This window comes from Tropicimonas sediminicola (assembly GCF_900188335.1).
In the GTDB taxonomy this organism is placed as follows: domain Bacteria; phylum Pseudomonadota; class Alphaproteobacteria; order Rhodobacterales; family Rhodobacteraceae; genus Tropicimonas; species Tropicimonas sediminicola.
Map to the genome: position 1 here is coordinate 1 of NZ_FZOY01000008.1, position 25,455 is coordinate 25,455.

The window sequence follows — 25,455 nt, forward strand, 5'->3', positions numbered from 1 at the left end:
TCAAATCAAGAAGGGCAAAGGTGGACGACTTTTACGCCGCCCGCAGCAGGGTCATCCCGCCGCTACCGTGGCCGACTTTCTCACCGCCGTTCTCACGCCTGGCGGATTGCAACTGATGGCGCAATCGCCGCGCTGTGCCCCGCCCGTCTTGCGGAACGTTGCCGGCTGGCCTTTTCCGACGCCCTGGCGCTGCAATCTACTAAAATGACCGATCCGGCGGATCGATCTAATCTGACTCCGCAACAAGATGACCGTCGCCGAGGTCGCGCAGGTTGACCCTCTGCGGAACCACTCCGATCGGATAGATCGGTGACGGGATCTCGCCGACCGGACGGGCATAAGGTGGCCGCTTGCGGGCAGGGTCGGGTATCGGAACCGCGTCCAGTAGGCGCCTTGTATAGGGATGGCGCGGATTGCCAAAGACCGCATCCCTGGTGCCCATCTCGACGATCTGGCCGAGGTACATCACCGCAAGCCGGTCAACGACGTTCTCCACAACCGCCATGTCGTGGCTGATGAAGAGGTAGGATACGTGGGTTTCCTCCTGCAGTTCCTTGAGAAGCTCGAGCACCCTGGCCTGTACCGAGACGTCGAGTGCCGAAACGCTCTCGTCACAGATGATGAGTTTCGGTCGCAGGGCGAGGGCGCGCGCCACGCAGATGCGTTGACGCTGCCCGCCAGAGAATTCGTGCGGGTAGCGGCTCATCTGCTCCGAAGTCAGCCCGACGCGATGGAACAGTTCTTCCGCGCGCGCACGGCGCTCGGAGACGCTGCCGATGCCATGAATTTGAAGAGGCTCGATCACCGCATCTCCGACCGTCATCCTCGGATCGAGGGCAGCCATTGGATCCTGAAAGATCATCTGCACATCGCGACAGATGTCCTTGCGGCCCTGTGCCGCAAGCGTCGCCAATGGCTTTCCCGCAACCTCGACGTGGCCCTCGTGCGAGACCAGCCCGGCCAACGCCTTGGCGATTGTGGACTTGCCACAGCCGCTTTCGCCGACAAGGCCAAAGGTCTCGCCGGGGCGGATATCGAAGCTCACGCCCTCGACCGCATGCACACGGTGAGTGTGTCGTCCGAAGAAGTTAGTACCGATGTCGAAATGCACCGACGCCTCGACCAGCCGGGCGACCGGAACGGGAGCCGCGGGGGGCAATGGTGCATTGCGTTCGGCCCCGGCGCCAAGCCGCGGCACGGCCGCAAGCAGGTCGCGGGTGTAGGGCTCGCGCGGGGCCGTGAAGAGGGTGCTAACCGGGCCGGCCTCGATCATGCGCCCAGCCTTCATCACCACGGCGTGGTCGGCACATTCGGCCACGACACCCATGTCGTGAGTAATCAGGATGATGGCGGTTCCCGTGCTTTCCTGCAGGTCGCGCAGAAGGTCCAGCACTTCGCGCTGCACCGTCACGTCGAGCGCAGTGGTCGGCTCGTCGGCAATCAGCAGCGACGGGTGCATGGCCAGCGCCATCGCGATCATCACGCGCTGACGCATGCCGCCCGAGAGCTCGTGCGGGTATTGCGCCATCCGACGCTCCGGCTCGGAAATCCGCACTTGGCGCAAGGCTTCGACAGCCGCGGCGCGGGCCTCGCGCAGCGCCAGGGCTTCATGGGCGCGGATTGCCTCGACCAACTGGTTGCCGATCGAATGGACCGGGTTGAGCGAGGTCATCGGCTCCTGAAAGATCATCGCCACCTTCGCGCCCCGGTAGGCGCGCATCTGCCGCTCGGAGAGCGACAGCAGGTCCGTCCCGTCGAGCAGTGCCTGCCCCCGGGAAACCGACACGTTGTTCGGCAAAAGACCCATCAGTGCCAGCGACGTGATCGACTTGCCCGACCCGCTCTCACCGGCGATGGCCAGTGTCTCGCCAGCGCGCAGATCGAAGCTCAATCCCGAGACGAGGGGGCGCACGACGCCTCGGTCCCGCACCGTGACGGTCAGGTCTCGCACCGCGAGCAGTGTATCGTTGGCCGCCCCCTTGTCGGGGGCGACCATGGTCTTGGCGGCTGCCGTCATTCTAGCACCACGCGTGGGAAATAGAACGACACAACCCAGTTGGGCATGTCGACGATCTCGGAAATCCGAAGATCGCCGCAGGTCGACACCAGCATGTAAGCATCGACTGGCGACATGGCGTAGCGGGCGGAGAGAAGGTCAATCATTCCGGAAACGGCTTCTCGGGCCCCGGCCATCAGGTCGGGGCCGACCCCGGTGGTCACCTCGTAGCCCTTGGTGTCGAGATGCCGTGTCACCGGCCCCGGAGTGGTGAAACGCGGCATCCTGAGGTTCGCCCCCTTCACCAGGTCGAGAGTGAGCGTCACGTCCATCGGACTTTCAATGGCCGTTCCGCAGACCTCTCCGTCACCCTGCGCGGCATGGGTATCCCCGACCGAGAAGAGCGCCCCCGGCACCTCGACCGGCAGATAGAGCTCGGTGCCGGTGGCGATGTCGCGAATGTCGAGGTTGCCGCCGGTGCGCCGCGGCGGCACGATCGAGTGCAGCCCCGGCTCGGCCTGGGCCACGCCGATCGTTCCGGTGAACGGTTTGAGCGGTACACGCCCGTGATCGGCCCAGAGCGCCGGCTCCAAGGTCTCGGCATCGTATTTCCAAATCGTTAAAGCCGGTTCCGTGAACTGGTCTGCCAGCAGGCCGAAGCCCGGGATGTTGGCGGTCCAGCCCCAGGCCGTGCCTGCGTCCTTGCGGGGCGCGAACCCCTCGATGGTGATCTTTAGCGCATCTCCAGGCTCGGCGCCGTCAATGTAGATCGGCCCCGAAACCGGGTTGATCTTGCCGAAATCCAGCGCCTTCACATCGGCGATGGTGCTCGACGGGCCAAGCTGGCCCGCCGAAGAATCCATGCAGTTGAACAGGATCGTGGCTCCCGGAGCGACCGTCTCGGCCGGGGCAATGGAATTGTCCCAGCCGAAATGGTGCTGCGCCCCGTGAATCGTGTAGTCGCAGTTCTTGCACATGGCCTTACTCGGTCACGAAGACGTAGTCGTAGTTCACCGGGATGGAGACCGGATCGACATAAAGCGCGTCATCGCCACCCATCCTCTCGGACTTCATGGTGTAGCGCTGCTCGTTGAAGACCGGCACCCAGGGCGCCTGCTCCATCACCTTCATGTAGACGTCGGACCACATCTTGAGCCGCTCGGACGCCGACGGATCGGTGAAGCTGTCGGCTTCGGTCGCCATAGCGTCGATGCTCTCGTCGCAGAACTTGGACCAGTTCCAACCGCCCTCGCCGGCGCCAGCGCAACCGAGGATCGGGCCGTAGAAGTTGGAGGGATCGGGGAAGTCCGCGATCCAGGCCATGCCGCCGGACCAGATCATCGGCGCCTCGCCCGCGCCACCGGCCTCGATCACGTTGGCCTGCGCAAGGGAGCGGATCTCGACGTCCACGCCGATTGCCTTGAGATCCTGCTGGATCGCCTGAGCGATGCGCGGGTTGGGATCGGTGTTCATGACGTAGAGTTCGGTCGAGAAGCCGTCGGCAAGACCCGCCTCGGCCAGTTTCGCCTTGGCCGCCTCGACGTCGAAGGCGAAGCCCGCATAGCCCTCGGTATAGCCCGGCATCGACGGCGGCAACGGCTGAGTGGCGGGCACGGCGCGTCCGTTGATGATCTGGGTGATGCGCTCCTTGTTGATGGCCATGTTGATGGCCTCACGCACTTCGAGCTTGTCCAGCGGTTCGATGCCCACGTTCAGAGTGATGTAGCCGGTATGAAGCTGGCCACCTTCGACCACGCGGGCGGCCTGCGCCGGATCGCCCATGACTTCCTGGAACTTCGCGGGTGGGATGCCATCGCCGGGCACGTCGACTTCGCCCTGCTGAAGACGCAGCAACGCGACGATCGGTTCCTGGCCGACCTCGAAGGTCACGCCGTCCAGGTAGGGCACGCCCTCACGCCAGTAATCCGCGTTTTTTTCGAAAACCAGACGCTGGCCGATCGTCCACTCGCCGAGCTTGAACGCGCCGGTGCCGACCGGGTTCTTGCCGAAGTCGGTGCCGAATTCGTCGACGGCTTCCTTAGGTACGATCGAGGCGAAGTTCAGCGCCATGACGTGCAGGAAGGTGGCGTCGGGCCGCGACAGGGTGATCCTGACGGTCTTCGGATCGACCACCTCGACACCGGATAGGGTGTCGGCCTCGCCCGAGGAAATCGCGTCGAAACCGGCGATCGAAGCGAAGAAGCCCGCGCCCGGCGATTGCGTTTCCGGCGTGGTCACGCGGTCGAGCGAATACTTCACGTCCTCCGCAGTCATCTCGCGGCCGTTGTGGAATGTGACGCCCTCGCGCAGCGTGAAGGTGAAGACGGTGCCGTCCTCGCTCACCTCGTAGCTTTCCGCCAGGCCCGGGCGCAGTTCGGTGGTTCCGGGGACGTAGTCCATCAGCCCGTCGAACAGCGACTTGATCATCGACCAGTTCTGCCAGTCGTAGCCGATCGCCGGGTCGAGCGTGGCGACGTCATCCTTGTATGTGATCGTGATCATGCCGCCCGGGGTGGCGTTCGGATCGGGCGTGTATTCCTGTGCGAGACCGGGGATCGCCGAAGCGACCAGAATTGCGGTCGATGTGAGAAGTGCCTTCATTTCATTCTCCCTGTTGGTGGGGGTGGAAATTGCCCCCGACTTGCTCGCGGGGGTGGTGGTAATAAGGGTCAGCGCAACTTGATGCGTGGATCGATCATAGGGGTGATAAGGTCGGCCAGCAGATTGCCGAGCACGATGGCCGTGGCCGAGACCATCGTGACGCCCATGATCACGGGAATGTCGACGCGTTGGATCGCCTGCCACGCGAGCTGGCCGATGCCGGGCCAGCCGAAGACACTCTCGACCACGACGATCCCGCCCATGAAGATCCCGATGTCGATTCCGATCATCGCGATGATGGGAAGAATGGCGTTGGGCAGCGCGTGGCGCAGCAGGATGCGGCGCCGGGTCAGGCCCTTGGCGCGGGCAGTGCGAATGTAATCCTGACGCAGCACATCGACCATCGACGAGCGCATCATCCGGCTGTACCAGCCCGACCCCATGATCCCCAGCGTGATCGCCGGCAGGACGAGATGGGCGAAAGTCCCGTAGCCCCCGATCGGGAACCACCCAAGCTGCACCGCGAACAGGTAGAGAAGCAGGAGTCCCACCACGAACTGGGGAGCGGAAACCGCAACGAAGCTTGTGACCATCAACCCCTGATCGAGCGGACGGCCGCGGAACACCGCGGCGACGACGCCTAGGGTAAGCCCGATCAGCAATTCGCAAACGATGCCACCCAGCATAAGAAGAAGTGTCGCCGGCAGGCGCGAAGCGATCAGCGTGGCAACCTCCGTCTTTTGCAGATAGCTGCGTCCCATGTCGCCTTGGACCAGACCGGACAGGTAGCGCCAGTACTGCACCAGCAAGGGCTGATCGAGGCCGAGCTGATGGCGGATGTTCTCGACCGTCTGCGCCGTGGCCGAACGCCCCGCAATCTGCCGCACCGGATCGGCGGGGAGCACGTAGAGCAGCAAAAAGGTGATGAAACTGACGCCGAGCAGGATCAGCGCGGACTGGACCAGCCGACGGGTTAGGTATCCCAGCATCAGTCGTTGCCCCTCTGCGTTGGGTCCAGAACGTCGCGCAGCGCGTCCCCGACGAGATTGAAAGCGAGCGCCAGAAGCAGGATCGCGGCGCCGGGAATGAAGACCAGCCACGGCGCGGCCTGGAAGTAGGTCTGGTTCTCGAAGATGATGTTGCCCCACGATGGCGTCGGCGGCTGCACACCGACCCCGAGGAAGCTCAGCGTCGCCTCAAGCAGGACCGTCACCGAGATGCCGAGCGTCCCCCACACGATCAGCGTCGGGACGAGGTGCGGAAGGATATGACGGAACAGGATGCGCGCGCTCGAGGCGCCGAGCGTCTTCTCTGCGGCGATGAACTCGCGCTCCGAAAGGCTGGTTGTCTCGGTGTAGACCACCCGTGCGGTCTGGACCCAGTTTACCAGCGCGATCACCATCGCGACTATCCAGAGTGAAGGCTGGAATACCGCGGCGAGGCAGATAGCCAGCAGCAGCGCCGGGAATGCCATCATCAGATCGGTGAAGCGCATGAGCACGGCCCCGACCCATCCCCGCAAGAAACCGGCCAGCACCCCGACCAACGTGCCAATAACAAGCGCCACGCCATTGGCCACGACCCCGATAACGAGCGAGGTCCGGGCGCCGTAGAGCATCCGTGTGAACAGGTCGCGCCCGAGCAGATCGGTCCCCATGAGGAAGGCGCCTCCCGGCGGCATCGGCTCGCCGTAGAGGGTCAACCCATCGAATAGCTGTTCGTCCGGTTCGAACGGCGCAATCCACGGTGCAAGAACCGCTCCGCCGACCACGATGACGATGATTGCGAGGCCTAGAAGCGCCAGCTTGCGCCGCATCAGGCGGCGGAGCGCACCCGCGGTGGCAGCCCGAGGTGAGGAGAGGTCCGCGACGTCAGCCATGGTCGCTCTCGCTCTTCTGCAAGGGCTTGCCGGAGTTCACGATCCGACTGGCGGCCTCCTCGAAACTCACGCGCCAAGCCATCGCCATTCCGCGCAGCTGCTCGTAGGCCTCGTCTTCGGACTTCCCGCGCTCGGCGAGAATGGCCACAGCCTGAACGACGGTCTGACGCTGGCCGAGCCGTCTGCGCAGGCTGTCGATCTCGCCAGCCAGATCCACGCGGGCATCGAAGGTCGCGCGGGCGATCAGAAGCGCCGAGTACACGCCGCTGTCGCCAACCGGTTTGAGAATCTGGGCGTCGGCCCCGAAATTCATCAACCACTCGATCCGCCCGGGAGCCTCCGAACCCACGAGCGCAATTGTCGGGATCGGCGCCTCGCCCGGCTCCCAGGGGAACTGGTCGTCGAAGGCCGTGTCGACATCGATGAAGAGATAGTCCGCGGCCCGGGCCGAGGCCGGAAGGTCCGGCCAGTGGCAATCGACCTCGAGACCGATCGCCAGGAGTTGGCGCTCCAGCGCGGTGACCGTTTCATGGGGGCGATGCAGGATCGCCGCCCGCGCGCCACCCAGGTTCGGGATTCGCAGCCGGCGTCTCATTTCACCACCCTGAGTGACACGGCTGCCGGCTCCCGCTCACGGGTCAGGTAGGGGTCGCCTTCCACGGGCTGCTCGGTCCAGAGGGGCACGAAGGCGCCCTCGCGCACCTGTGCGATGGCGACCGGCAGGCTCACATGGTGGGTGCGCGCGCTGATCCCGATCCGCGCCGCCCGCGGCTGCGCAAGCAACTGTTGCAGCGAGAGGTACTCGGCGCCGGGATTGCTTGACAACAGCCCGGCCAACATCATTACCGAGGCGTGTGCCGCGGCTTCGAGAGAGGAGCCGAAGTCCTCCCGCTCCCCGTTGCCTGGCAGCGCCGGATGCAGGCCGCGGAACCAGGGGCCGGCCGAGATGACCTCTTCCGCGCTCGGCCCGATGGTTGGCAATTCGCATTCCGTCAGGTTGCACGACAGAACCGGGCAGTGACCGGCCCGGAAGAACGGGTCGAGCTGACGAAGCTTTGCAATGGCGGCGAGGAACGCGTATTGCGAAGGCCCGATCAACTGGTTCAGCACAAAATCCGGCCTCAGATCGGCGATTTCCTCGACGATGCGCTCGATCTCGGTGGAGCCGAGCGGAAGGTAGCGCTCGCCCAGCACCTCGCCGCCGTTGCGTGCGCCGATTTCCCGCGCCAGCCGGTTCATCTCCCAGCCCCAGATGTAGTTAGAGCCGGTCAGGTAACTGCGCCGGCCAAACTGGGAGAAGGCGTAGTCGAGCAGCGGAAGGAGGTGCTGGTTCGGGCATGCATGGGAATAGACGATGCGGTCTGAGGCCTCGAATCCCTCGTACGGGGTCGGATACCAGAGCACGCCATCCATGCGCTCCAGCGCCGGGATGACCTCCTTGCGGCTCCAAGAGGTGGTGCAGCCGATGACATGGCGCGCGCTGCTGTCACGAAGGATCTCCTCGCATAGCGGCGCGTAGGCATCGATATTGCCTGCCGGATCGCGTTCGATCGGATTGAAGCGCACATCGAGCGAGTCGTCCGCGTTCACCTGCTCGACCGCCTTCAGTGCCCCCGTCCTGCTCGCTTCGCTGAGCAGGCGGTAGGTCCCGGAGCGGGAGAACAGTATACCGAGGTCGATTTCGCGCGTCACGGCACTCTCCAAACAAAAAAGGCCCCACAGATCCCTTCTTACCGTTCTACGGAACACAGGATCGCGAGGCGCTTTTGCCGACTATTTCCACCTCAGTGTCGGCACTGCGACCCCACCCTGTCAACAAGTCGGGCAACACTCACCGCCCTCTTGGCGCACTTGAAACCGCCATACGCTCAGAATTTGAGCAGAAATCGCGGCTCTCGCAGCCATGATGGCGCCTGCCGCGTCGCGATGGGTGCGCGCCGGCTCAATGTCGAGCGGCAATGAGATGCGAATCCTGTGCAAATGGTTCCCATGATGCCACCGGCCCATGGGGTGGACCCGTAGGACCGGACACGATCCGGCGCCGATCAGGCCGGTGGCATCCGAAGCGAATCGGGGTGCTTGCTCTCGTTCCTCAGCCCAATGACCGTGGCGGGAGGCAACGGGGCGCGTTTTTTCGAGGGGACGGGAACGGAAATACCATCTGGCTCAGAGTTTTTGGCTCCCGAACCAATGTCCGCAATCCGGGCCCGGGGTGGCATTGCCCCGGCCGCCACCTGTCCCGGCTCTCAACAGGCCGCTGCCACGATAATCTCGACCTTCAGGTCAGGCCGGGCAAGCCGCGCATCCGTCCGGAGATAGTCGACTGAGCTCCTCGGCGGCCTTGATCGCGGCACTGTGGCCGGCGAATTCGGGAACCTTGGCACCGCCGATCCCCGCGCTGTCGCCGGCGACCTCCACGACGATCGCATGGAAAAAATCGGCCAGGCGCACTTGTGCATGTTGAGCTACTAGGCCCCGCTCGCGGCGGCCGAGCAGGACATCAAGGCCGCGCCTCCAGCCGACCAACACGTCAGCGTGGGCGCTTGTCGTGACAAACCCGGCAGCTTTGCCGACCTCGCGGACATCCGGCGGTAAAGCTCGGATGCACGAGACGAGGCCCCAAATGGCCATTCGCATCGCTTGCGTATTAGCGTCTTGGCGATCGTTGATGTGCCATTCCACTTGGCCGCGGTTCCATTGGTTCGGTCGCGTTTGTGGATGGCGTGGCCACCGGACGATGCACAGCTTCGCTGAATCTTTTCGACGTCGCGCAGGGCAACCATCTCTATGCAGGTGCCCGACGCGACGTGTTGCAGGCCGCGTCGGGACAAACACATTCGTGGCCCTATCTGACGACGGGGAAGGACCTACGCATAGCTGAAGTCATCTGTCGTCAGACCGACAACGTTCACCAGGACCACCTCGTCGACGTCCGCGGCGGTGCCGTCAAAATCGATCGTGGTGTTGGTCCCGTCATCGCTGATGTCGAGGCCGGCAAAGTTGGTGATCCCATAGCCCGAGACATCCATCTGGTCTTTGCCAAGTTCGAAATCGTTGATGGTGTCGAGCCCGCTGCCCGGCCCCATCACGAAGGTATCGGCGCCGGTGACGATGCTGGCGTTGCCGCCACCGAAGACCGCGGCAGATGCGAAATCGCCCCACATCTCGTCGTTGCCAGTCCCTCCGGTGATCGTGTCATTGCCGGCGATCACTTCGGCACTGTTGGTCGTCAGGTACGACCGGGCCGTGGTGCCGATGAAATCGCCGTAGATAAAGTCGTTGCCCGCGTCGCCAAACAGGTCATCGTCGCCGCCGGTCACGCGGAAGGTGCCATTGGACTCGTAGTCGACATCGCAGACTGCAGTCCGGAAGTCGCCAACGATGGTGTCGCCGTCATTGCCGCCGCTGATGGTGTCGTCCCCACCGTCGATGACGTTCGTTTCGGAACCCCCGCTGGAGTTGTAGTTGTAGTCATAGGCTTGGCCCAGATACCCGTCGCCATAGAGCGTGTCCGTACCATCGCCGCCGGCGATGTCGTCGTTTCCCGCGACCACGGTATTCGTGCTGCTGGAACTGGTGTTGTAGTAGCCATAGCTCCAAGCGATGAGGCTGTAACCATCGCCATAGACGGTGTCGTTGCCGCCGTCGCCGGAGATAATGTCCGCGCCGGCAAGCACGGTAGAGGTTTGTGCCGTCCCGCTGGTGGTATTGTATTGATCGGAAGATGCCTCGACGGAAAAGCCCTCGCCGTAGATCGTATCGCTGTCTTCGCCACCGCTGAGGTTATCGCTGCCCCCAATAATAAGGGCGTCGCTGCCGCTCTGACTGCCAAAATGGTAATTGAATGAACGGAGATAATACGCCTCGCCGTAGATCGTATCGACCCCGCTGTCCCCAGTGACAGTGTCGTCCCCGGCAACGATCGTGGAGTCGTATCCATACTGTGCGATGGCATAAGCGTAGTAGCCCTCACCGTAGAGAGTATCGTTTTCAGTCGAGCCATCGATGATATCATCGCCGGTCTCCACCGAATGGTCGGAGTTGAAAGAAGAGAGGTACAGGCCATACGCGTCGCCCGCCGCTTGATCGTGGCCGGGCCCGGCGTTGATCACGTCGTCCCCGAAGGCGGGTGTGAAGGTGGATTCGGGCTCCAGGGCGTAGTAGCTACCAATGCCGTCGGTTCGGGTGGCCTGGTTGTCGACAAACCACGCCCCTTCATAGGACGACCCATTCCAGACGGTGGTGTAATCGCTCCGGAGTTGGTAGTAATCCCCGACCAGGAAGTCATTGCCGCCCAGCCCGTCGATCCCTGTATTTTCTTCGTAGCCAAGGAACTGGTCATTGAAGTCGGTTCCGACGAAGGTGTTGTCGATTTCCGGTCCGTCGTCCGAGCCAGTCACGGTGATGGTCACCGTCTCGGTATCGGAAGCGCCGAACTCGTCCATCACCCGGACAGTGAAGGTCTCGGTCTTGCTGTCGGCCTGGGTCAGCGACTGCACTGGCAGGCTGTCGTTGAAGAGCGTGTAGGTCCACTTGCCGGTTCCGTCGATCGTCAGCTTGCCATAGAGCCCGTGTCCGGTGCCGTCGACCTGCCAGCTACGTGTCGCCCCGTCGTCGACGTCCGAGGCCTGCATCTGGCCGTCGACCACCGTGGGGGCGTCCTCCCCGTCCTCGTCGACCCTGCCGCTGAGGACACTGCCGGCGCCGATCACGGGCGCATCGTTCACGCCCCCGACGATGATCGTGAACTGCGCGGTGTCGCGGCCGCCGTTGTTGTCAAAGATTCCGTAGTCGACGGTGATGGTGTCACTCGCGCCCTGGGCGAGGTGGTTGAAGTCCGTCGTCGGGTCAAAGGCGATTTTCCCGTCGTCGTAGACGGTGAGTTGCGTCGATACCCCGCCCGCGGACTCGACAGTGATCGGTGTTCCGACGTTCGTCGCTAACCCCTCGACGGTTTCGACCTCATAGACATCGTCGGGATCGACCCAGTTGAGCATGTCATTGGTGAGCAGGTTCGGGTAGTCGGTCCCCGCACCACCCGGAGTGAGCACGCTGTCTTCGTCGACGTTGATCGTGTCGTCCAGGGCATCGGGAGCGGCCGTTGCGGTAATCCCCGCCTTGAGGGAGTCGCTTCTCGGTCCGCCGGCCTTGCCGACACTCGTCATGCGCACCGCGAAGTTCTGCCAGTTGATCTCGTCGATCGTCAGGTCTTCCGTGGCATGATCGATGATGAAGGTGGTGGTCTGGATATCGTCATTCGACATCCCCATCGTGCCGATCTCGACGCCGATATCGTATCTTCCGTAGGAGTTCGAGACTTCGCCCTTGACGTTCGCGTCTTGACCGACGCTGTCGACCGCATCGACCTTGACCTTCCTATCCGTGACGTCGTCGCCGGTGATGGTAATGCCCTCGAGAAGCGAGTCGTCGTAGAGATCCAGGAAGACCGCGCGGATGTCGCCGATGTCGCCATCGGTGTCGTCGACTGAAACCGTCACACGAAGGGAGCCATCACCAACCTCTTCCACAAGAAAGATCGTGTTGACCAGACCGGGGACCGTGAATTCAAGTGACCGCATTTCTTTTCTCCCTCGTTGCTACAAGTTTGGCCGAACTGCGCCGGCACTTTGGATACTCAGTTGTGAAAACCCTCGATGCGCCGTCGCCCTGTTCGCGAAGCGAAAGGGGCTCTTTTGGGATGCGACGCAAACCCAAGACCCGCGTTGATTGATTCCAGACGTCTGCGCCCGAGCCGGTATTCCGGCATGTGAAAGGAAATGTGCACGCCATAAGGAGGCCTGTCGTCCGGCTGTGGCTGTGGTCGTGCACCAACCACATGCAGGTCAATCCCCGCCACCAGGGCCGGAGCCAGCGTCGCCATCAGAGCGTTCCGCCGTAGACCGCAGGCCGTCGGATCGAGGGCCACGCACCCAGCGGGACGTCGGCTTTCAGATTCTGACTCTGTTGCATAGCGAAAGACCGGATAAGTCTTTTCTGGCTGCAATCTTGCAGTCTTTGGTCCGCGCATTGTCACTGGTCCCCCCCGGGAAAAGTGACTGCGGCCCTCCCAAAAAAATCTCTAAAAAATCGACCGATTTCACAGATTCCCTGTCTCCCAGCGTCTCAAACGAAGCTGCATCCTGTCAAGTTTTTGTGATTTTCGGGTCTGGGTAGCGCCTATCCGACCAAGAATTGTGCAGAATTCGCTTCCCACGCGGGCGACGAATCGCGAAACCCCATGTCTGCGGCGGAGTGTCGTTCTCCATTGCAGGCGGCTCCCGGAATTACTCCTCCGTCGAGCGCACCCGGTCAACATTCACAGACGCGCCAAAGGACCTGGACGGCTCAGGCCGCCAATCAACTAAAGCCTGTTTTCCCATTCCGGGCATTGGGCAGAAACCGGAGAACTGCTGGTTTGCGCAGTCAGCCGACCAACACGTCAGTGTGGGCGCTCGCTGGGGCCAACCCGGCAGCTTTGCCGACCTTGCCGGCATTCGCCGCATCGGCAACAGTTCCGCGACACGCTCCCGCGGAACCCGGCGTCGGCTATCAGACCGGACTTTCGCGGCGCCCCGGATGCGGGTCATCAAAGCGGACGAAGCGGACGGTACAACCCCAACGGTCAGTGGCAGCTTTCGATGTACAGCAGCTGCCGTGAAATGCGCCAAGGTTGAATAAAGAAAGTCTGCTGCTCTGTGCTCCACGGCCCTTTTTCGGACGGCTATTGCGTTTGGCACAGATGAAGCTTCGTTTGAGAGAGCATCAGGCACCGAAATTTGCTAGGAAGCATCGTCACGTTCGTATCTAAGATGCAAGACTGATACTGCGGTCAATCGAAGGCAGATCCGGGAGCGAAATAATTGTCATCCTTCCGCTTCGGCGATTTCCTCTTGGCGACGGGAGAGCGCAAGCTCACGCGCCACGGTATCGAATTGCCTCTCGGCGCCAGGGCTTTCGACATGCTGAGCTTCATGGTCGCAAACCGTCACCGCGTCCTGACCAAGGCAGAGATACTCGACGCCATCTGGCCGGACGTCTCGGTAGAGGAAAGTAACTTGACCGTCCATGTCTCGGCCCTACGAAAGGTGCTCGGCTCCAAGGCGCTTGCGACGATACCTGGCCGGGGCTACCAGTTCGTGCTCCCTGTAGAGGAGCACACGCTTGTCCCTGCCCCAGAAGGAGACAGGCGCCAAACCGCTTCACCCAAAGTCCTTGTACTCCCTTTCACCAACACCTCGAACGATCCCGATCAAGACTATTTCTCCGACGGGATCACCGAGGATGTCATTACCGATCTCTCCAAGGTAGCGGCCCTGTCTGTCGTCGCCCGAAGCACGGCCTTCACCTTCAAGGATCGCGCCGTCGATGTTGCGCAAACAGCGCGGGACATGAGCTTGACCCATGTTGTGGAGGGCAGTGTTCGAAAATCCGGCAGTCGAATTCGCATCAACGCCCAGCTTGTCGACGGCGCGACCGGGCATCCGATCTGGGCGGAGCGCTTCGACCGCGACCTGACCGACATCTTCGATCTTCAGGATCAGATTACCGAGGCCATCGTTGCCGCGCTCAAAGTCAGGCTTGTCCCGGCCGAGCGCGTGGCAATCCAATCGCGCCCAACCGACAACCCCGAAGCCTATGAACTCTATCTCCAGGCGCGCTACCACCACACACGTCTGGACAGGCGCAACTTCGAGATTGCCGCCCGCCTCGCTCAACAGGCGCTCGATATCGACCCCGATTTTGGCCTGGCATGGGCGCTTCTGGCCATCAGTCGGACGGGGCTTTTTGGTCTTTCGGGCTCGACCGAACATGGCCTGCAGGCAGCCGAGCGCGCACTCGCTCTGAATCCCGACCTTGCAGAGGCGCTTGCGGCAAAGGCCTTCGTCCTGGCCGGCCTTGGTCGCTTCGACGAGGCTTTCGAGCTTCACGAACGCTCGCTTCAACTCGACCCGAATTCCTACGATGTTCGCTTTCTATACGGGCGAACGTGTTTCCAGACCGGTCGGCACGAGGAAGCCATTTTGCACTGGGAACGCGCAACCGAACTTTCAGAAGCGGATTTGGCGGCCACCTCGCACGTCGCCATGTGCTACAGGGCAACAGGCCAGCATGAGAAGGTGCTGGACACAGCCCGCCGCACGCTTATTCGGGCGGAACGCGTGCTTTCAGAGAACGCGTCGGATTCCTACGCATTGATCAGCGGTGTGAATGCCCTTGCGAAACTGGGCGAAACCGAACGCACCAAGCAATGGGCCGTGCGGGTCAAGGCCGTTGATCCCGGTGATCCAAGCATCGACTACAACATCGCTTGCGCAATGGCATTGCTCGGCGAAACAGAGGCCGCACTGGATACGCTCGAAGCCTGCCTGCCGCGGGTCGACCCAGTCACTTTTTTTGTTTGGGTTGGACGGGACAACGACCTCGACACCCTGCGCGATCTCCCTCGCTTTCAGCGCCTCGTTCGCGATCTTGATGCGCGCGCGGCTGCCGCAAGGGCGTAGCCACGCGAACTAGCCTTGTGGGCTCGGGCCATCGCCGTATCTGGTTGCCATCAACTCCTGGGCGTCATCAGGCAATCTGTCGGCCTTTCGGAACGTTTCCGAAGTTTTCGGAAAGGTTAGGGCTGTTTCAGGACATCCAACCTTCTGGCTGCCAACCTGGCTTCATAAACCGGCCATTCCGGCGGGTTCTTTAGAAGGATACCAGACATGACCGATCTTTCGGCACCGCTACAGACCCAAGCGCCGACCTCGCCACTCGCACGCGCCCTGCGCCTTCCGTTGACACTCGTGAAGTCTCTCTTCTGGCCACGCCCCAACTCCCGTGTCGACCTTCGCTACGCCAATGAGCATTTCCTCAGAGACATTGGCTTGCGCCGCTGAAATGACGCCGCGGCCATTTCTGCGATCGAAATGCCATTGCAATCGATGCAGCGAGGCGATCGCCAATTGCCCTGCTGTTTCAAAAGCGCTGTAGGGCTGAAATTTCGGACGCTATTTGGTCAGTTGCTCGAAACCAGGCATTCGCTATGAGACTGAAAATCGCCAAGAACGGGCTCTTCAACGCCAATCGCTACGCTGACTTCAAACGGCGGCTTCCGGTTCACGGGACGATGCTGCACCTGCGAAGCACTCACCCAACATCAACGGCAAGATTGCGCAGTCAGCCGCCCAACACGTCAGTTTGGGCGCTCATTGTGACAAACCCAGCAGCTTTGCCGACCTTGTGGACATCTTCTGACAACACTCAGATGGCGGCTTCGGGCTCGAACCTGCGGCTGATGCTGTTTGCGGCATTCATCAAGAGGGAAGGGAGTTTGAATTCGCCGCAGACGCAAAACGCCCGCTGGTCGGCCTGAGAAGCCGACCTTCGTGAATGGCCTTTGCGGTCACCAGAATTGGCTCCGTTGGCAGCATTCCATAGAGGAGATCGACGTTTAGGAAGGGCGCGGCCACAAGCTAGGGCGGCGCCACGAGGGTAGCACCGCCCTTGTCACGGCAATCGAGCATTTTTCTCGATCGAGCGGGACGAAGTGATCTGTCAGCCCGGGGTGTACCAGATCGGCGACGTGTAAGCGCGCTCCTGCTGGCTCGCGTCCACGGATTCTGGCAGGTTGATCCCGAAGAAGACGCTGTCATAGGTCGTCCAACGCGGGGTCGGGATCTCCAGCACGCGCACGTAGTAGAATGCACGCTGCACGGGGTCGAACTCCGGGTCCTCCCAGAAGGCGTCGAGATAGGGGTCGCCGATCGCGTTGGTGTAGGTGGCCGTCTGCGGGTCGACAGTATTGCCCACCGCGGGAAGCTTTCCGTCGGCGTCGGGCTGGCGGTCGTCCGACCAGGCCACGTCGTAGACCCGCTCCTGTGGCCCCTCGGATGTAGTCCATCCCTTGACCACCTGGATCCGGTCGAGGTTGGCCCCGTCGGGGTCGCGCAGCGCGCGGATGAGGAGCTTAGGCGCAGCGCCTTCGGGAGCAGCGCCCAGATCAGCGCCCATCGGCACGCCGGCCTCGTAACCATGGGCGGCGAAGTCTGAGCGGGTCATGTCCGCTTCCTCGAAATCCCAGCCGGCGAAGACACGGACCCGCAGGCGCGTTCCCGTCGTCGCGTAGACTTCCTTCCGCTCCATCGCGTCCCAGAGCGCCTCGCGCGTGTTCTCCCGCGCCCAAATCGCGGCGATCCCCGAGGCGATCGCATCCGCATGGGTCAGGTCGTCGACTGGATCGGGTGTCGCGCGTCCGGTGATCGTTTCCTCGTAGCGGATCGGATTGCCCGTCGGTTCGACGAGCGCGACCTTGCCGAAGAAATTGTTCTCCGCCGCCGTCGACAGCCCCGTGTGCGCGTCCGTCGAGCCGACGACGCCGAACTTGAAGGGGTTGGTGCCCAGTTCGGCTTCGTACTGTAGGCCACGCTTCAGGGCGGAGCGGGCATATTCCCTCGGCAGCATGTCGGGCGTCTTCGGCTCGGGGCCGAAACTGCCCTTGTCCCAGGTGCCGTAGTCCGCGAACTCGTCGTCGGGCGAGAGCATCGGATGAGCTTCGCCATCGCCTTTCATCTGCGTGATCTCGTAGAGCGGTTCGTACTGCATGCGGCGCTCCGCGTAGTCCGCCGTCAACGGCTCACCGGACAGGCTGATGTCATCGAACATCAGGCCGTTGGAGAGGTTGCCGCCATGAGGGATCGCGAACATCCGGCCGCCCGTTGTTTCCTCGTAGTCGGCCATCCAGTTCCAGAGCGCCTCAGGATCGTCAGTGTCATAGGAACTGATTGGTACTTTCTGATCGGCGAGATCCTTGCCATCCCGGTAGATGATGTTCCGGTGCATGTTCGAGCCGTTGGGTTGCGAGGTCCATTCGAAGCCGATGAAGGCGGTAAAGGCGCCCGGGTCGTTGTGGCGTTCGGCGGCCTCGGTCGCCTTCTCCCACATGGTCTGGCCGAAGGGAGTCCCGGCCAGAGGGTCCTCGCCCTTGAAGGTCGCCTGCATCCAGAACTCGTAGGAGGCGACCATAGATTCCTCCGTGCCCGGCGCGGCGATCTGGGCGAGCTGTGCGCCCCACTCGGTGCCGGTCAGGACAGGGTCTTCGGCCGCGAGGGCGGCGGGAATGCCGAGGTTCTCCGCATGATCCGTCACCACGAGCCAGTCAAGCGGTCGTTGAAGACGCGCCGGGATGCCATTGGAGGAGATCACTTCCTCGCCCTTCGCGAAAAGGAACGCGTCGTCTGGCGTCGTCGTTGCACCGACCAACCCGGCATCGGCCGAGAACGATGTGTGCAAGTGTGTGTCACCGAAGAAGACCTGGTTCGGAAAGTCCTCCTGCAGGTAGGGCGAATACTCGATATCCGTGCCGGGCCTCAGCCCCGGAAGTTCCTGAGCCGTTGCTGCGAAGAGAGGTGCGCAGCCCAAGGTAGCTGCAAGTACAACAGAACGCATGAATATCCCCCCATGGAGAGACGAAGGCACATGTATGCCGACACCCCATACGAAAAATGACCGGTCAGATCTGGACACCTGCCGCAACGGCAAAGTAGCACGCATAGGCATCAAGGAATGCCGGTTTCAGGCATTTGACGCGGGGAGATTGATCACATGCATTCGCCACCTGATGGCGCCGAATCGCTTCTTTCACGCGCTGACTGGTTGTCCGTCCTGCCCGGGGATCTGGCGCAACGTGTCCGCGATGCCGCTGTGCGCCACAAATGTCGTTCCCGTACAGTGTTCTGGACCTATGGCGATAAGCCCGACGGCCTCTACGGACTGATCTCCGGCAGCGTGCGGATGGATACGATCTGGTCTCATCACGGACCATCGATGTTAAGTACATTTCACGCCGGTTCATGGCTTGGGGAGGCAGAGTTTCTCGCGGACTCGCCACGGATCACCTCGATGTCCGCGTTGCGCCCGTGCGAGTACCTGTTCATCGGAGCCAAGACCATCGAAACAATTGTACGAGAAAGGCCGGAACTCTGGCGCGGGATCGGGCTGCTCGCCTTTGAGCACCTGAGCCTGGCGGTCGCGGCGCTCGACGATGCGATGATCCGTTCGTCCTCAGCGCGTCTCGCTGCAGTGCTGGTCCGCCTCTGCGGAGCGCGTCTCGGAACCGCAGAAGAATCTGTCTCGTTGGAAATCGATGTCACACAATCCGACCTCGCTCAGATGGCAAACCTCTCCCGTTCGGTCGTCGGAGGTCACCTGGAGGAAATGGAACGCAACGGCATCATCCGGCGCAGTTACGGCCGGATGAGCGTGGCCAACATCGATGACCTGCGCGCAGCGGCTGGAGTCGACAAGTCTCCCCAAAAGGATGGAGACTGACGGGCGTCGAACACCGCTGGTAACCATTTCAGCTTCGCATCGGATGCGGCGCAATCAACAAAGGGCTCGTTTGGTGCTGCCGAGGAGCAGCACAAGCGCATGCTTTGAACGGCGGCACGGGGCCGGTCGCGCCCCGCGTCGATGTCCCCGTCGGATCTTGGCCCTGCCGCAGTGCCGCAAGGCCGCTTCGAGTCCAATTTCCCGAATCCTGCACCCTTCACGAATGTCCGTTTCCTATCCCTTTTTGCTGCTGGCGCGTAAGCGGCTCATTGTGACAGGCGATATACCCAAATACGAAGCAATCAACGAATGGACAAAGATGTCCTCGTAGCCCGGAAATGCTTCCCGAAACCAGCTTAGCCGTTCTGCTCCGCCGAGAGCCGCGAGGCACCATTCTCGATCCGCTTTGTCGCTGAGCGCATCTCGCAGAATACCATTGGCCCAATTTCGGACCGGCTCAGATGAAATCATTAGATTTGAAAGTCGTTCACAGTCGATCCGAACAAGCGAAGCATCGGTTGTTGTGGTCATGGACACGAGAGACAGACCGTCCCGCGTGCGGGCGATACTCGGTGTGACAACGCAGGGCCCTGCATAGAACCCGACGCAGACCTCCTTGCCTTCATGGTCGCAGATCGTACTCACGAGGCACCCTTCCAAAACGATGAACTCATCAGTATCGGCCTGTTCTTGCTGGGCAAGCCACGCACCTTTGCTCAGGCGCATCGGTGTCCAGGCGGACGCGAATGCAGCCAGACACGACATGTCTGGCCAGTCAGCCGATTGCGCCAGAAACGTCCGCAGATCCATGTTCGGATGCCTTATCAAATGATAATGCGCGAGGTTTTGTCAGAGGGCATGTCTGGCACAGTTCAGGGAGTTTGAAAACGATGCATGGAATCTCGTTCAGATATGCCAGAGTGATCGCGATTGGCTCAGGCTTGATAGCTACGGCGATCTACTTGGTGATGATCAATGTCACGCTCGCTCATATCGAAGCGGTCTCGGGACAGGTACCGTTTGACATGCGTCCGTTCGGATACGGGCCCGCCGACGCCGTAGCACTGCTTGACGCGTTGGGCGTGGAGGGACGCCACTACTATCTTGGCCACCAGATCCCGTTGGATACCTTCTATCCGGCAATGCTTGCATTGACCTTGATCGCCTCTATGAGCTTGTTTGGACGGCGTATGCCAGACAGCAGGCTTGTTCGCCTTGGCATCATCTTTTCGGTCGGCACCGCTCTGTTCGACTATGGCGAAAACCTTGGAATCGTCGCCATGATCGGGACCTGGCCCGACCCACCAGCGCATCTGATCCATGCAGCCAGCGCAGCCTCAGTCGTGAAATCCGTTCTCACGACCTTGGCTGTGTTCATGGTGTTTCTCATTGGATTTATCTGGTCACGTCTGCCCAAAGCAGAGCTTCGCCTATAAGCGATGAATGGCAGATATGTGCGCACTGCGGGTATCGACTCGCGCCGGACGATGCCGCACAGAGCAATGAACATCGGCTTCGACGAAGTCGCGCCGCTGCGATGATCATCTTGGCGAATGTCTGTTCAGGGCCGAAAGCGACGGTTGAACGACTTTTGGCAAGGGTCCGCGCTGGTCGCCACACCGGACCTTGCCCTTGCAGCACCGATGTCCGCAAAGCGCAGGAAGCTGAACCGTCGCCCAGCCGACGCATTCTGTCCTGCTATGGGTTCAAATAGTTTAACGGGATTGCCGGCTTTCGAGCGATTTAGCCGGTTGAAGTCATTCACGCCTGCCTACCGGCGCTAGCGCAAGGCTACTTCAGGATGCCGCTCGCGGCAGTGCCGATGCCTTTGACCGCGCCATGAGAGGACTTGGCATAGCCGCCGATGCCTGCACCGCCAGTTCCGAAGCCACTGCCAGAATGCCGCATCACCCCTCCGGAACTGCCAATGAAGTAGAACGCTGCAGCCGCAATCAGCGCGCCGATCAGGAGTTTGCTCATCTGTTGAACCCGGTCTGATTGGTGTGGGCAGCGTAGTCAGCGATTGTGGTCATTTGGCGGCAGATGGGAAAGCACCTTTGCGCTCGCTTCCTCACAAGGGGATTGCCCATCGCACAATGCGCGCCGGCCTCGTTGGAAAGGTACCAAGACGCCGCCAAAATCTGTTCGTCGGTGACACCACCTGCGAGGCGCGAATGCCGGAATTCGGCTCGAGCCACAAATCAGCACGGAGCCTGAGTAGCTATCCGGTACACTGACCGCTCGGAGATGCCCAGTTCTGCAGCAATGGCCCTCTTGGTCCTACCGGCTTCCAGCAAGGCCTTTACTTCGCCAGCCTTGGCGCGTGCTGTTGGCTTGCGCCCCTTGTAGCGGCCTGCCTCCTTTGCCTTCTGGATACCTTCCCGCTGCCGCTCCAGCATGATTTGCCGCTCAAACTGCGCCACCGATCCAAGGACATTCAACATGAGCTGTCCCGTCGGAGTCGAGGTGTCGAGATTGAGGTCCATGATGCGAAGGTTGGCCTTCCGAGCCTCCATCAACTCAACGATCTCCCCCAGGTGGCGGACGGACCGTGCCAACCTGTCCAGCTTCGTCACGACGAGTGTGTCGCCCTCTCGAACGAATTCCAGTGCGTCCGTGAGAGCCTTCCTGATTGCGACCGAGGAGACCTGTTCCGACCACACTCGTTCGCAGCCATGGTCTTTCAGGGTTTCAACCTGTGCTGCAAGCGAGTGCTTCTGTTCGAGCGTTGAGGTCCGGGCGTATCCTATAAGCATCTTCGTTGCCTCCATCGGCCAATCAAATCTGAGACTTTGTGTCAGTGGGTCCGCCAAATGCGAAAAGCGACCCTTTTGGCGGGTCAGAGTTGCAAGTCCGGGGCCTGCCAATAGACCTTGCTCCAGTGTCAGCCTCCAATTCCCGTGACCGGACACGATTAAGGCACTGCCTGGCGCTCAAGAAACGCGGCCCATTCACTGTTCCTGCTCCAGCTCTACCATCGCGTCGATCTCACGCATCTCTCGCGCCAAATCGTTGATGTATTTCCGGGTCTCGATCCACTGTCGGGACCGCATCCCGTGCTTCCAGGACGGATGTGTCGGCCCGGCCTTATGACCACCACCGGCCCCATGCATCCTGCACACGGTCCAGCCGGCAACTGCTGGCGACTTGCATCGCTCTCCTGTTCGCTTCGAGTGCGCCGTGCATCTTGGAGACGCATTGGCCGCGCGCATGGGGTTGTCGTCACCTTTCATTGCCACCCCTCCCCCCGGTATCGACATTGCCGACAATTGCCTGTCCGCCGTCACTGACGTTGACGTGCTGAACCGTGACCGTCTGCTTGCCGCCGCTGCGATGCTTCCGCAGGGCCTCCATCTGTGCGGTGTATGTCCTGGCCAGCTTGTTGAAAGCCCGCTCGTGGGCTTCGAACTGCGGAAGCTGTTCGGCATTCGCCATTCGGCCGCCCTGACGGATCAAGGCGACATGGGTTGCCGCCATCTGCACCGCCAACATGCGCTCTATCCCGTCGCGGGGTTCAATGTCGCGAACGATTGCCGGGAAAAACCCTCTCACGTCGTTTGCGCCTGGTTCAACCTCTTTGGGATTGAGAGTCATATACCCCTGGTTGAAGAGACCGTCGTTCACGGCCGGGCTCTTGCTACCGTAGATCCGCTCCAGGGCGTCTTTCCCGTGCTGGGTTACGGCGACGGTATTGCCATCGTTGGTGAAGCTGAACAGGTCATATCGCGGCTGGTCGGGCTTCTTCGGTTTCGTCTTGGCCTTCACGTTCTCAGGGACCTTATCGTTCATGGCTCAGCTCCAATTCTGATGGAATGACGGACCTGCACTTCGGGGTGTCTGTCCACCTGCCCACTCCAGACAGAGACCGCTGGCCCGCGAACCGGGGGGCCATACATACCGCAAAGGGCGACGGACTGTTCTAGTTCCGTGATGAAAGTACCGGTGTAGTGCATGTTAGAAATCCATGTTGCGGTCGGCGGACTGACGACAGCTCCGCGGGTGGATGGCGATTGCAGTTGCGAAGCCGGAGCCGTTCGGCCGCTGCCAGTGCAGAACCACCGCGCCGCGGGCGCTCGGCAGAACCGAACAACGCTCGATGCGGGTCAGCGTGGCGCCTTCGCGCTCGGTGCCGAGGCGGGGGATGCATTCAAACTTGGTCATGGGGTGCCTCAATGGCTGGGGGAGAGATGGGAAATGTCGGGTGGGCGGTTCCGGCCGTGCCAGGAAGGCGGGGCATTGGGACCAAACTGGGCGTCGCGCGCGCGGTGCTGCGGTGAACGGGTGAATAGGGTTTCCATAAAGTTCTGAAAACAGGCTTCCTATTCACCACACCTGCCAAGCACCCTATACAGGTCAGTGACTTAGGTGTTTTTTTGAGTTTCGTGGGAATACTATTCACCTGTTCACTCAGGCGCATCCGAGGGTGAACAGAGGCGCGCGCGGCGACGCCATTCACCCTGCTATTCACTCGCTGTTCACCGGCGGCACACCACATCACGATGCCCTCCGCCGGTAATTCCAATGGCCCTTGAGATCGCCGGCGGTAAGCCGCGCATCGCGCTCGAATCCGAGCGTCTGGAGGATGCCGACCACCCGGTTACTGTCCTGGCGGGTGCAGTTGGCCGCGTCCTTGGACAGCCCCCACACCAGCACTTCGCGCGGCGTCACGGCATCCTTGTCCGCAATGTATGCCGCCACGTCTTCCTGCCAGGGGTCAGTGTCGAGGCGCGCGGCCTGCGCTTCCTTCGCAAGCGTCTCGACCTCGGGCGGCAACCACCACTTGGTGCCCTTCCGGTAGAGCGCGACCGCCTCAGCCCAGAGTTGCGACCGGTCTTGCTTGATGCGCTCGACGTCCATCCGGTCGATCCGCACCGGCCAGAAGCGCCGGTTGCCGGTCTCGTCGCGCAAATAGTGGTCGTCATTGGTCGTGCCGATGAAGACGCATTGCCGGGGGCGCCTGTCCACTTCCCTGTCATAGGACCAGCGGAATTCGTCGGTCTGCCGAGTGATGAAAGCTTTGACCGCGTCGATATCGCGCCGCGCCGCCACCAGTTCGGCAACCTCGATGATCCATTTTCCGGCGACATATTCTTGGGCGTCCTTCCGTCCCATGTCGGGCAGGTTGTCACCGAACCAGTCGTCACCGCCGGCAAGCGCCCGGATGCCCGAAGACTTCCCGGCGCCCTGGTCGCCTTCCAGTACCAGCATGTGATCGACCTTCACGCCCGGATGAAACGCCCGTGCAACTGCCGAGATCATCCAGCGAGCGCCCGCCTCACGGTTGAACCGCGTGTCCTCGGCGCCGCAGTAGTCGATCAGCCAACGGCCAATCCGTTTCCCGCCATCCCATTGCAGCCCTTCGAGATAGTCGGTCAGCGGATTGAAGGTGTTGCTCCTGCAAGCCCGCCGCAGAGCGGGGACCACGATAGACGCGCCCGCCTTTGGAAACCCGTTGCAGTTAAACCACCCGGTTGCCGCGGTGTAGTCGTCGTCGTTCAGATCCCGCTCGCCCTCGGTCGTGCCAGGGATCGGAGCGAGGATCATCCGCCGGCCGGTGAAGGCATTGAAGCCTAACACCCCCTGCCATTGCGGGTGCTGCGTCAGAAGCGTCTCGGCATTGTGGATGTTCCAGATCGGCCGGTCCTTGTCGTCGCGGACGAGCTGCAAGCCCTCGTGCCGGAAGGTCGGCGCGGAAAACTTCGCATATGCGCTTTCGATGCTATTTTGCAGGTTGCGATCCCAGACCGGGCAAATCGCCTGGATCAGCCCGGTTGCGAAACGTTCGCTGACGCCCTGCCCGCGCAGAGACGCCGCAATGTCCCGAGTTGCTGCGTGCTTCTGTCCGTCGGTGCTCGCCGCCAACACGAGCTGGCGATAATCCTCGGCGCCCCGCCAGACGCCGCCCATGTTGAACTTGGACGGGCCGGCGTTGGCATTGCCTTTCTGCTCTTTCCGGCGAGGCAGCAGATCTAGAACCCATTGCGGCGCCTCGGCCACCTCGAACATCCCCGGCGGGTTTTTCCACCGGTACGGTTTGCTGGCGCCGGCCTTCACGCTCGGGGGCGCGATGACCATTCCGCCATGTGCGCGGATATCCACGCCCGGCGCCACTTCGCCCTGGCACGTTTTCGGGTCGAAGTCTTCGGGATATCTAAAGTAGACGTGCCAGGAACCGCTTGGGCTCTGCGCCTCGATTGTGTCAGGCCAATTGTCGTGTTCCTGGATCTGCTCGGCCAGCCAAGACACGCCATCCACGCCACCCTTGATGTCGCAGTCGATAACGAAGATCTCGCTTTCTTGGGTTGCGATACCGAGATTGGCGCGGGGGTGCCTGGCGAAAAGCGCCATGACTGTCTCGGGGTCGTCGGACGCTCCCCACCGCCGGCCGTCGTTATTTGCCGCGTTCTCGTAGGATAGCTTTCCGCTCGGCGGCGCGGGAAACACGTGCCAGCCGCGCTTGGCATACTCGATGGCCGCTCTGCCGATCTCGGTGAAAATTGCTTCGCTCTGCATCACACCAACCCCCGCTTATAGGCGGTGCTGGCGTGCAGCCGGCGTGCGAATTGCGAGGGCGAAACCTTTGCGGATTCAGCCCAGATCGTGCTATGTTCGCTTAGACGTTTCTCCGCGTCCTGTAAGCAATCCACGCCGTTGCGGCTCCCAACCG

Annotated in this window: 22 protein-coding genes; 6 read left to right on the forward strand and 16 right to left on the reverse strand. The window is 61.8% G+C overall.

Annotated elements, in window-relative coordinates; translation table 11 throughout:
* The coding region (locus CHB86_RS24925; RefSeq protein WP_217898335.1) for a hypothetical protein at window positions 1-208 on the forward strand (208 nt) is incomplete at its 5' end.
* An 18-nt stretch (window positions 209-226) separates the two neighbouring features.
* Here CHB86_RS24925 and CHB86_RS18110 read toward each other — a convergent pair.
* The 9 genes from CHB86_RS18110 to CHB86_RS18150 form a co-directional block, all read right to left on the reverse strand.
* Window positions 227-2,017: an ABC transporter ATP-binding protein gene (locus CHB86_RS18110; protein WP_089234513.1), complete on the reverse strand. Its 1,791-nt coding sequence runs from the start codon at window positions 2,015-2,017 to the stop codon at window positions 227-229.
* Window positions 2,014-2,973 carry an acetamidase/formamidase family protein gene (locus CHB86_RS18115; RefSeq protein ID WP_089234514.1) on the reverse strand — a complete coding sequence of 320 codons (960 nt, stop codon included), beginning with the start codon at window positions 2,971-2,973 and terminating at the stop codon, window positions 2,014-2,016. Before CHB86_RS18115 ends, CHB86_RS18110 begins: the two co-directional genes overlap by 4 nt.
* A 4-nt stretch (window positions 2,974-2,977) precedes the next feature.
* Window positions 2,978-4,597 carry an ABC transporter substrate-binding protein gene (locus tag CHB86_RS18120; RefSeq protein ID WP_089234515.1) on the reverse strand — a complete coding sequence of 540 codons (1,620 nt, stop codon included), beginning with the start codon at window positions 4,595-4,597 and terminating at the stop codon, window positions 2,978-2,980.
* Between the two features lie 68 nt (window positions 4,598-4,665).
* Window positions 4,666-5,586: an ABC transporter permease gene (locus CHB86_RS18125; protein WP_089234516.1), complete on the reverse strand. Its 921-nt coding sequence runs from the start codon at window positions 5,584-5,586 to the stop codon at window positions 4,666-4,668.
* Window positions 5,586-6,476, reverse strand: a complete 891-nt coding sequence (locus CHB86_RS18130; RefSeq protein WP_089234517.1) for an ABC transporter permease — start codon at window positions 6,474-6,476, stop codon at window positions 5,586-5,588. The genes CHB86_RS18125 and CHB86_RS18130 overlap by 1 nt, the downstream gene beginning before the upstream one ends.
* Window positions 6,469-7,071 (reverse strand): ANTAR domain-containing response regulator, encoded by a 603-nt coding sequence (locus tag CHB86_RS18135; protein WP_089234518.1) that lies wholly within the window; start codon window positions 7,069-7,071, stop codon window positions 6,469-6,471. Before CHB86_RS18135 ends, CHB86_RS18130 begins: the two co-directional genes overlap by 8 nt.
* Window positions 7,068-8,168, reverse strand: coding sequence for a transporter substrate-binding protein (locus tag CHB86_RS18140; RefSeq protein ID WP_089234519.1), 1,101 nt, complete (start codon window positions 8,166-8,168; stop codon window positions 7,068-7,070). Before CHB86_RS18140 ends, CHB86_RS18135 begins: the two co-directional genes overlap by 4 nt.
* 591 nt (window positions 8,169-8,759) lie before the next feature.
* Window positions 8,760-9,158 carry a hypothetical protein gene (locus CHB86_RS18145; RefSeq protein WP_089234520.1) on the reverse strand — a complete coding sequence of 133 codons (399 nt, stop codon included), beginning with the start codon at window positions 9,156-9,158 and terminating at the stop codon, window positions 8,760-8,762.
* 185 nt (window positions 9,159-9,343) lie between these two features.
* On the reverse strand, window positions 9,344-12,055 hold the full coding sequence (locus CHB86_RS18150) for a VCBS domain-containing protein (protein ID WP_089234521.1): 2,712 nt from the start codon (window positions 12,053-12,055) through the stop codon (window positions 9,344-9,346).
* A 1,281-nt stretch (window positions 12,056-13,336) separates the two neighbouring features.
* Between CHB86_RS18150 and CHB86_RS18155 the strand changes: the two genes are divergently transcribed.
* The 3 genes from CHB86_RS18155 to CHB86_RS24290 all read left to right on the forward strand — a co-directional run bounded on the left by CHB86_RS18155 (window position 13,337) and on the right by CHB86_RS24290 (window position 15,834).
* A complete protein-coding gene (locus CHB86_RS18155) occupies window positions 13,337-14,977 on the forward strand; it encodes a winged helix-turn-helix domain-containing tetratricopeptide repeat protein (RefSeq protein ID WP_089234522.1) in 1,641 nt (546 codons plus the stop codon).
* Window positions 14,978-15,184: 207 nt separating this feature from the next.
* The gene (locus tag CHB86_RS24930) at window positions 15,185-15,358 is read left to right on the forward strand and encodes a hypothetical protein (protein ID WP_170844805.1); all 174 of its coding nucleotides are present in this window, start codon (window positions 15,185-15,187) and stop codon (window positions 15,356-15,358) included.
* Between the two features lie 146 nt (window positions 15,359-15,504).
* Window positions 15,505-15,834: a hypothetical protein gene (locus CHB86_RS24290; protein ID WP_141134926.1), complete on the forward strand. Its 330-nt coding sequence runs from the start codon at window positions 15,505-15,507 to the stop codon at window positions 15,832-15,834.
* Window positions 15,835-16,016: 182 nt separating this feature from the next.
* Here the strand turns inward: CHB86_RS24290 and CHB86_RS18160 are convergent, their stop codons facing one another.
* Entirely contained in the window at window positions 16,017-17,906 is a 1,890-nt protein-coding gene (locus tag CHB86_RS18160; protein ID WP_089234523.1) for a DUF3604 domain-containing protein, read from the reverse strand.
* 156 nt (window positions 17,907-18,062) lie between these two features.
* On the opposite strand from CHB86_RS18160, the gene CHB86_RS18165 reads away from it, so the two are divergent.
* Entirely contained in the window at window positions 18,063-18,788 is a 726-nt protein-coding gene (locus tag CHB86_RS18165; protein ID WP_089234524.1) for a Crp/Fnr family transcriptional regulator, read from the forward strand.
* A 234-nt stretch (window positions 18,789-19,022) separates the two neighbouring features.
* Here the strand turns inward: CHB86_RS18165 and CHB86_RS24295 are convergent, their stop codons facing one another.
* Window positions 19,023-19,598 (reverse strand): Crp/Fnr family transcriptional regulator, encoded by a 576-nt coding sequence (locus CHB86_RS24295; protein WP_141134927.1) that lies wholly within the window; start codon window positions 19,596-19,598, stop codon window positions 19,023-19,025.
* 80 nt (window positions 19,599-19,678) lie between these two features.
* Between CHB86_RS24295 and CHB86_RS18170 the strand changes: the two genes are divergently transcribed.
* Window positions 19,679-20,224, forward strand: coding sequence for a hypothetical protein (locus CHB86_RS18170; RefSeq protein WP_089234525.1), 546 nt, complete (start codon window positions 19,679-19,681; stop codon window positions 20,222-20,224).
* A gap of 355 nt (window positions 20,225-20,579) precedes the next feature.
* On the opposite strand, the gene CHB86_RS18175 is transcribed toward CHB86_RS18170, so the two are convergent.
* From CHB86_RS18175 to CHB86_RS18195, 5 genes are all read right to left on the reverse strand, one after another.
* Complete coding sequence (locus tag CHB86_RS18175) at window positions 20,580-20,768, reverse strand: hypothetical protein (RefSeq protein ID WP_089234526.1); 189 nt, start codon at window positions 20,766-20,768, stop codon at window positions 20,580-20,582.
* 221 nt (window positions 20,769-20,989) lie between these two features.
* Complete coding sequence (locus tag CHB86_RS18180; RefSeq protein ID WP_089234527.1) at window positions 20,990-21,544, reverse strand: recombinase family protein; 555 nt, start codon at window positions 21,542-21,544, stop codon at window positions 20,990-20,992.
* 466 nt (window positions 21,545-22,010) lie between these two features.
* Window positions 22,011-22,577: a hypothetical protein gene (locus tag CHB86_RS18185; protein ID WP_089234528.1), complete on the reverse strand. Its 567-nt coding sequence runs from the start codon at window positions 22,575-22,577 to the stop codon at window positions 22,011-22,013.
* Between the two features lie 165 nt (window positions 22,578-22,742).
* The gene (locus tag CHB86_RS18190) at window positions 22,743-22,949 is read right to left on the reverse strand and encodes a hypothetical protein (protein WP_089234529.1); all 207 of its coding nucleotides are present in this window, start codon (window positions 22,947-22,949) and stop codon (window positions 22,743-22,745) included.
* 333 nt (window positions 22,950-23,282) lie between these two features.
* On the reverse strand, window positions 23,283-25,301 hold the full coding sequence (locus CHB86_RS18195) for a VapE domain-containing protein (protein ID WP_089234530.1): 2,019 nt from the start codon (window positions 25,299-25,301) through the stop codon (window positions 23,283-23,285).
* Between the last annotated feature and the right edge of the window lie 154 nt (window positions 25,302-25,455).